6 protein-coding genes are annotated in these 7,989 nt (G+C 42.5%); all 6 read left to right on the top strand.

Features of this window, described 5'->3' with window-relative positions; genetic code table 11:
- Positions 1–29 precede the first annotated feature (29 nt).
- The 6 genes from ABS362_RS10470 (at position 30) to ppk1 (ending at position 7,839) form a co-directional block, all read left to right on the top strand.
- Complete coding sequence (locus ABS362_RS10470) at positions 30–914, top strand: hypothetical protein (protein ID WP_350412414.1); 885 nt, start codon at positions 30–32, stop codon at positions 912–914.
- 79 nt (positions 915–993) lie between these two features.
- Positions 994–1,674 (top strand): DUF4240 domain-containing protein, encoded by a 681-nt coding sequence (locus ABS362_RS10475; protein WP_350412415.1) that lies wholly within the window; start codon positions 994–996, stop codon positions 1,672–1,674.
- A gap of 641 nt (positions 1,675–2,315) precedes the next feature.
- The gene (locus tag ABS362_RS10480) at positions 2,316–3,476 is read left to right on the top strand and encodes an alpha/beta hydrolase-fold protein (protein WP_350412416.1); all 1,161 of its coding nucleotides are present in this window, start codon (positions 2,316–2,318) and stop codon (positions 3,474–3,476) included.
- Positions 3,477–3,517: 41 nt separating this feature from the next.
- Complete coding sequence (locus ABS362_RS10485) at positions 3,518–4,159, top strand: hypothetical protein (RefSeq protein WP_350412417.1); 642 nt, start codon at positions 3,518–3,520, stop codon at positions 4,157–4,159.
- A gap of 292 nt (positions 4,160–4,451) precedes the next feature.
- Positions 4,452–5,462 (top strand): hypothetical protein, encoded by a 1,011-nt coding sequence (locus tag ABS362_RS10490; RefSeq protein ID WP_350412418.1) that lies wholly within the window; start codon positions 4,452–4,454, stop codon positions 5,460–5,462.
- Between the two features lie 274 nt (positions 5,463–5,736).
- The gene (gene ppk1, locus ABS362_RS10495) at positions 5,737–7,839 is read left to right on the top strand and encodes a polyphosphate kinase 1 (protein WP_350412419.1); all 2,103 of its coding nucleotides are present in this window, start codon (positions 5,737–5,739) and stop codon (positions 7,837–7,839) included.
- Positions 7,840–7,989: the final 150 nt, after the last annotated feature.

Here is a 7,989-nt window from a genome sequence, read left to right on the forward strand (position 1 = left end):
CTAGCAAGCGATACAAACACAATGAGAATATGAGATTAATATTGATAATTTTTTTAACGTTTATTACTACCGCAACATTTGCTCAAATAAATCAAACAATTGATTTAAAATGGAAGATCGGAGAGAATGAAAAGCTCAACTATGCAACTGTGATGAGGGATATTGACACTTCTTCAGTTGAAATGGACTTTAGCGGACTTTTTAAGTCTTTATCAGATAGCAGTGAAAACGGATTAAAGGAAAGTAAGGCATTCTTTAAAAAATTAAATGATGTTTTTAAAAATCTAGACTATGTTACTACTCTTTCAACTGAAGAAGATGGAGTAATTGATATAGTGATGACGACCCGTCCAAAGGAAAATCTTAAAGAAGTTAAACAGAACTCAACTGACAGCAAGGAAGCTGAAATGTTGAAAATGATGCAGTCAATGAATCAAGGCGTTGTGCTTCGGGGTTCAGTATATGAAACGGGAGGAATTCATAGTTTCTGGGTAAAAAGTAATCAGAAAAATTTAATTGCAATTTTCTTTCAACTCCCAACTGCACCCGTGAAAATTGGAGACAAGTGGCCTCTTGATATAAATCTGATTGCCAATGACGAGAATTTTGAATGTGATAGTGCTTATAAAATAAATGAAGTAACACTCACAGACATTAAAAAAGTAGGCGGTGAGACAGTTGCAGTATTAAAATATAATATACTAGAGTACGTAAACGGGGATTTCAATACACCTTCACTTTTTGGAAGCGAAGGTGGCAATAAGGAAACTATGATGAAGTTTTCGCATCAAGGAATAGCCGAGTTTTCAGTTGATAAGGGTCGTTGGATTACCTACGATGGCATATTGAGTCTAGAAGCGAGTGGAATTATGACCGCTAATAAAAAGACGAAATTCACATTGATTAAAGAATAAAAAGCAGCAGGTAACAAAGTGCATAGTGCTGCCCTTTTGGGATACCACTATGCATAAATCCTTGATATTTATTTAGAGCATGAAATATTTTCTAATTATAGTTGGTGTTATAGCCGTTGTTTTATTCATTGGTTACCAGTATTTGAACTATAAGTTTTTAAATGCTCAGGAGGCTTCTTTCAAAGAGCTTGCTACTCTTAAGTTTGATGAATCGGATCGTGCTTTTCCAGACTCCATAAGAATGAAAGACAAACAGTTCTGGAGCCTAATTGAAGAGTCAGAAGCAAAGCATCCAAATAAGTTTGATGCTCAGATGAATTATCTGACCCAGCGATTATCTACTTTAACTAATGAAGAGATTATAGGCTTTGAAGCTACTCTTAAGGAGAAAATGATTGAGTTATGGGACTATAATTTAAAATCACTATACCAAATAGTACAGGACGAATATGTTTCAACAGACGGGTTCATCTATTACAGATTCTGGATAATATCTAATGGGAAAGATTTTTTTCAGAGAGCTTTAGCTAACCCTGATTTACTCGCAGATGAAATACAGGCAACTTATGATGGGCAAGGATTGATGGTTGTAGCAGATAATGCTTTTAAACTAAAGAATGGGGCTAACACAAATTTAGAACTGCCAAGAGATGTGACAACTGCTGTGCACTATGACTTTGGAAATTATAGAATGTCTGGGGACTATATCTCTCCAAGTGATTTTAAAGACAAATTCCCGAAACTGGTAAAGAAATTCTAATAAACACATATGCTCAAAAACTATAGTTCTTAAATTCACCTTAGCCCGACCCATTAAGCATAAGCTAATAAAGACAAATGGAGATAATCCTAATCATATTATACATCATTGCCCTTGTTGAACTTACTTTTGGATGGAGCCGAAATCCTGATAAGAAGTTTTACAGGAAACTGTTTAACCTCAAAATATACCTGTTAACTTTTTTCGGTTCCTTTCTTCTGCTTCTCATTCCGTTATATGATGTAATGTATAACCACCATTTTGATACTTTTTTCTTAGCTATCCCTTTCGTTTACCTTATCCTGTTTAAAATTGCCGACGGAATATCCTTGCTTTTGAATAAGAGACACATCATTATCGCGGGACGGGGAGACCATTTTCCAAAAGAGCACAAATGGTGTGTAGACTCTGTTTTAGCATGTTTAGCTTTGTTCGGAGCTGTTGTTATGCCTATCCTGATTCGGGAATGCATCTATAAGTAAGTAGAGCTATACAGACGGCAGCGCTTCAAAATTCAGAAACAATATTCATTAGAAGCCAGCAAAATAGCTGGCCTTTTTTGTGAACAGCCACTTGTCAGAACTATAAAATAAATATCTTTATTCCCTGAATTCTACATCCATCTGAAGCGGGTCATACTAATGCGAAAGCTTTTCTTTTTCTTAATTTTTTTGCTGGCCTCAACTATAGTTGCAAAAGCACAGCAGGCTAAACCTGTACAAGTAACTTTTGAACTGTACGCGCCAGCTTTGCCCGATAGCAGCACTGTTTTTATAGTTGGCAACCAGCCGCAACTCGGTAACTGGAATCCTGCTAAAGTGGCCATGCAACACACGGGCAAACACACCTGGCAACTAAAGCTACAGTTTCCGGAGCAAACGCAACTGGAGTATAAATACACGCTCGGCTCCTGGGACAGGGAAGGCACTGATGCAAAAGGCTTTCCGCTACAAAACTTCAGCGCAACTGTAACCCAACAAACTATAGTTAAAGATACGATAGAACACTGGCTGGATAAGAAAACTCGACCATTTAAAGGCGGCATTACTGGCACCGTAAAGTATCATAAAAACTTAAAAGCAACAGGCCTGCAGGACCGCGATATTATAGTCTGGTTACCCGAAGGCTACGACCAAAGCAAAGGCAAAAAGTACCCCGTACTATACATGCACGATGGCCAGAATATAGTTGATCCCGCTACCAGCTCTTTCGGAGTAGACTGGCAACTCGATGAAACTGCCGACAGCCTGATAAAAGCAAAAGTTATCGAACCCATTATTATAGTTGGCATTTACAACACCTCAGACCGTAGCGACGAATATATTCCGGGCGAGAAAGGCAGCGCTTACATGAATTTTGTAGTGCACACCGTGAAGCCTTTTATAGATAAGCAATACCGCACCAAACCCGGTCGGAAACACACAGCCATTGGCGGCTCATCTGCCGGAGGCATTATGGCGTTTATGCTGGCCTGGGAATATCCAAAAGTATTCTCTGAAGCTATCTGCATGTCGCCGGCCTTTAAAATACAGCATATAGATTATGTGGATGATGTGCTGAACTATAGCGGCAAAAAGAAAAAACTTTACTTTTACATTGATAACGGCGGCATTGAGCTGGAAGAAAAACTGCAACCCGGCATAGACGAAATGTTGCTGGCGCTAAAAGCAAAAGGCTACCAGGAGAACAAAGATTTTGTGTGGGTAAAAGCACCTGAAGATAAACACTCGGAAGCAGCCTGGGCCTGCAGAATGCCGAAAGCGCTAAAGCTATTTTTTCCGGCAAAGCGCAGCCATAAATAACCTGTTTTAAAGTTATAACCTCTATAGTTTATAGTATCCTTATGAAAGCTTTTAAAGCCTCGGTGCTTGTTTTAACCTGCCTTGTGTTGTTGCCTGTAGTTGCCAGCGCGCAGATCGATGTTTCGTTGAAAGCGCGTGTGACAGGTTTTGGCGGCAGGTTCGGAGATACCTATTCAGCCATTGGGTATGAACCGACAGTGATCATAAAACCATCTGCAAAGCCATGGGCGGGCGGCCTCAGTTATTCCCAGAACATCCTGGTTTTTGATGCTAACTCTGATATGAAGGCCGACATGAGCATCTTTAACACGCATTTTGGCGCCAAGGCCACCGTAGCCAAATACTTTCATCCATTCGCATATGGTTTGCTTGGTTTACGACTAATGAGCTACGAAAATACTGACCTGCCTTCCGAAAGCAGTCCTGTATTTACTTCTGTTTCGATGGGGTACGGAGCCCGCACGGGACTGCAAATAGGTGGCAAAAAATGGCGCTTTGAGGGGAGCGTTGAATACCTGAGCGGCACTACTTCCAGGTTCCTTACCCCGGAGGCTTTTAACAGGGCCACTCAGGAGGGAGGAGAGTACCGCAACTATACTTCCCATACTTCTATAAACGGTGTAACTATAGCAGTGGGTGTTGTGTACATCATCGACTGGAATAATCAGGAAGATCAGGAATAGAACGTTTTACTTCTAATCTACTATAGTATCTGAACACGAAAGCCGGCAACCCTGCCGGCTTTTTTTATGCAAAAATCAAGCATACCAAGCCTTAATTTACTTATTCTTTCCTTTCGCACCTGGTTTGTAGCTATCTACCAGCACAGTCGGTTTGTACACCATTAAATAAGGTACTGTTGGCAAATTAAACTGATACGAACTAAACGTGGTACTTAAATTATATGTATTATTAATTTAGTAATTCAGTCATAAGCCAAGTCGTAACCTATTTTTTAATCTAAAGTGTGCAGGTATGAAAACAGCAACTATAAATTCTTTGTTTATCGCGGGTTTAAGCATTCTTTTAGCTGCGTGTAGTCCCGACGAGGAAGCCGTAAAACCACTGTCTACAACAAACCAGGACGAGCTTGTAGGATATAATCCTTCTGGGTGCAACCTGATCCAATCGTTCGGGGATGTAGTAAAGCCCAGTATGGTAACATCCATTACAGAAGATGGCATCGCGATGACGGTATCGGCACAGAGACGGGGCAATAATGGTCGTTACGTTGCAGAAACAGCAGCAATTTTACTGGAGCCCTCCCAACATCCAGAACTGATCGCAGAATTTGACCGGCATATTTTAGGTGTTTATGGTATGTTAACGGTGCCTGATGAAGCAGGTACAGGAGCAAACCTGAGTGGTGGCCGGGTTATAATAGATTTTACCCAGACGGGCTCTATCACAATGAAGAATATGCTTTTCACGGATATAGATGAGGATGAAGCTGGTTCTAAAGTAGAGCTTTATAGTAGTACAGGGCAATTGTTGATGGCAAAAGATATACCGCTGGCCGGTGATAGCAAGGGCATATTTGTAGGGTTTAACAACCAGCCGGGAGTATCTAAAATAATAGTAACATTTGGAGGAGAGCGCACCCGAAACGGATCTGGTACTATAGCCCGGATGCAGATGTGCCGGGATGGAGTAGGCCAATGTGTTGGAACCTGTACCAGTAGCGTGAACACTACCTGGTTGCAGTATGTAGGCAACAGACCAATAAATGTTAGAGCTAGCATTTCTAACGAGTCGAGTTCGGAGTTACTGTTAAGAAGCAACGGCATGAAACCCGGAACCATATTTAAAATTGAACATAGCTCAGACCTGATAAATGCGCTAACTATAGAAACGAACCGCAGAGATGTACCGGTTTTTAGCCTGGCCTGTGAAGAAGGAGTAGTAAGCCTGACTGAGAACAATAATATGTTCAGGATGCTCGATGCCAGAAGCGCTAACAGCGATTACCTGCATTGCATGCGCTAAGTAACAAAGATCTTAGGGTAAGTAGAAAACGCTAAGCGGCACTTTCTGAAAAGAGAAGTGCCGCTTTTTGTTACAATTATAGTTCAGCATATCCAAGGTCAGGCAAACTATTACACTTTATGAGTCAATTGCAGAGTTTTGCCTAATTTATTATACAAATTGATTAACAAAATTTATCTTAGCATTTAAGCAACTAAATATGCTTTGCAGCATATAGTAGTATAGGTATGTTAGGTAATTTATGCCTGCTGCCCTTTTTTAACACCCCGAAAGCATGCTTATAAATAAGGTTTCTGACCAGATAAAGAAAAGTAAATACATTAGCCGCGACCTGAGCTGGCTGCGCTTTAATTACCGCGTACTCGACCAGGCCCGCGATACAAATAAGTCTATTTTCGACAGGCTCAAGTTCCTGGCCATCACCTCGTCTAACCTCGACGAGTTCTTTATGATCCGGGTGGGGAGTTTGTACAATTATATCGATTACGGAAAAGAGCGTACCGATTACTCGGGCCTGCGCGAACTGCCGTTCCGTAAAAAGCTGCTCGATTATTCGCACCGCTTTGTAAACGACCAGTACCTGACCTACAACAACGAGCTGAAACCGCTTTTTGACAAGAGCGGCTTTGATGTTTTGATGGTAGGTGAACTGACCGAGCTGGAGCAGAAGAAAGTGGATAGCTACTTTAAAAACACCATTTTCCCGCTGCTTACGCCCATGGTGTTTGATAATTACCATGGCTTCCCGTTGCTGATGAACCAGTTGCTTACCTTTGGCGTGGTTACCCGCACCGAAGAGGACCAGAAAGCGCAGGACCGCCTTACGTTTGTGCAGATACCGCAAAACCTGGCGCGTTTTTACGAGATCAACCGCAAGGATAAGATCATATTTGTGCCGATAGAGGAGATCATCCGCTGGAAGATAAAAAAGCTTTTCCGTAACGTGGAGATCGTATCGGTAAACCTTTTCCGTATTACCCGCAACGGCGACTTTACCCTGGAAGAATCGGACGACATTGAGGCGGACTTTGTGCAGGAGATAAAAGCCAAGCTTAAGACGCGAAAAAAAGGACGCGTGGTGCGCCTGGAAGTGGAACGTAACCCCTCTGCTTTTATGATGAAGGTGTTAAAGGATCGCTGGATCATCGATAACGCCAATGTATTTACCATTAACACACTGATAGATCTGCGGGCTTTGTGGCAGATCATTAACCACCGCCAGTTCAAAGACCGTTGCTTTAAACAGCCATCGTCGGTGATGCCGCGCAGCCTGCCGAGCGACAGCGTAGACCTGTTCCAGTACCTGAAAGAGCACGATGTTTTGCTACACCACCCATACAATAGCATGGAGCCTGTGGTGCAGTTGCTGGAGCGCGCCGCCGAAGACCCATATGTACTTGGAATTAAACAAACCATCTACCGCCTCGCCGACCAAAGTCGAGTAACCGCAGCCTTACTGAAAGCCGCTGAAAACGGGAAGCACGTATCGGTGTTGTTTGAAGTAAAAGCACGTTTTGATGAAGAACGTAACCTGAAGGAAGGTGACCGCCTGGAGAAAGCAGGTTGCTTCGTGATCTATGGTATCAGCAAGTACAAAACGCATACTAAAATGCTGATGATCATCCGGAAAGAAGGCGAGAAGGTAACGCGTTATGTACACATTGGCAGCGGTAACTATAACGAGCAGACAGCCCGTTTATACTCCGATGTAAGCTTATTGACAACTGATGAAGTTTACGCCCACGACGTTTCCGAATTCTTTAATGTAATTACCGGCCACTCTCGCCCGAACGAGTACAGATCACTGATGACCTCGCCGAAGGGCCTGCGTAATCAGTTGATAGAATTGATACGAAACGAAGCCCGCAATGCTAAAAAAGGACTGAAAAGCGGTATCGTGATCAAGATCAATTCCCTGGAAGATAAAGAGGTGATGGATGAGTTTTATAAGGCATCCAAAGCCGGTGTACCTATCAAGCTTATCGTTCGGGGTATCTGTTGCCTGCGCCCTGGCCGCGAAGACCTGAGCGAGAATATTTTCGTTAAATCTATAGTTGGCGAGTACCTGGAGCATAGCCGCATTTACTATTTCCATAACAGCGGCGACGCTAAAGTTTACAGTGGCAGTGCCGACGTAATGGTACGCAGTTTCGACAGGAGAATTGAAGCGTTATTCCTGATACTGAACGAAGACCTGAAACGCGAAGCGATCGCTATTCTACACTATAACCTGCTCGATAACCAGAACTCCTACATTATGCGCGAAGATGGCACGTACGTTAAAAAACGCCCTGCCGCCGGCGAAGAAGTTGTGGACATTCACAAGATATTCTACAACCGGAATATCTACGAGAATTTAGATTTTGAACTGGTGTAGGTTACCTCATCCCAGCCCTCTCCTTTTAAAGAGGAGAGGGAGTTTTTGTTTTATAGTTGGTAGGTAATGCTGGCGCGAGTCTCCAGACTCGTGACTTATTATGATATTGAGTCTCCTGACTCAACTGGCCCGATAGGGACAAAGCCAGTA

This window comes from Pontibacter populi, from assembly GCF_040278685.1.
GTDB lineage: Bacteria > Bacteroidota > Bacteroidia > Cytophagales > Hymenobacteraceae > Pontibacter > Pontibacter populi.

What these genes read in the sequence shown, in the direction of transcription:
- ABS362_RS10470 (WP_350412414.1), top strand. Translation starts at nt 30, where the DNA reads ATGAGATTAATATTGATAATTTTTTTAACGTTTATTACTACCGCAACA.
- ABS362_RS10475 (WP_350412415.1), top strand. Translation starts at nt 994, where the DNA reads ATGAAATATTTTCTAATTATAGTTGGTGTTATAGCCGTTGTTTTATTC.
- ABS362_RS10480 (WP_350412416.1), top strand. Translation starts at nt 2,316, where the DNA reads ATGCGAAAGCTTTTCTTTTTCTTAATTTTTTTGCTGGCCTCAACTATA.
- ABS362_RS10485 (WP_350412417.1), top strand. Translation starts at nt 3,518, where the DNA reads ATGAAAGCTTTTAAAGCCTCGGTGCTTGTTTTAACCTGCCTTGTGTTG.
- ABS362_RS10490 (WP_350412418.1), top strand. Translation starts at nt 4,452, where the DNA reads ATGAAAACAGCAACTATAAATTCTTTGTTTATCGCGGGTTTAAGCATT.
- ppk1 (WP_350412419.1), top strand. Translation starts at nt 5,737, where the DNA reads ATGCTTATAAATAAGGTTTCTGACCAGATAAAGAAAAGTAAATACATT.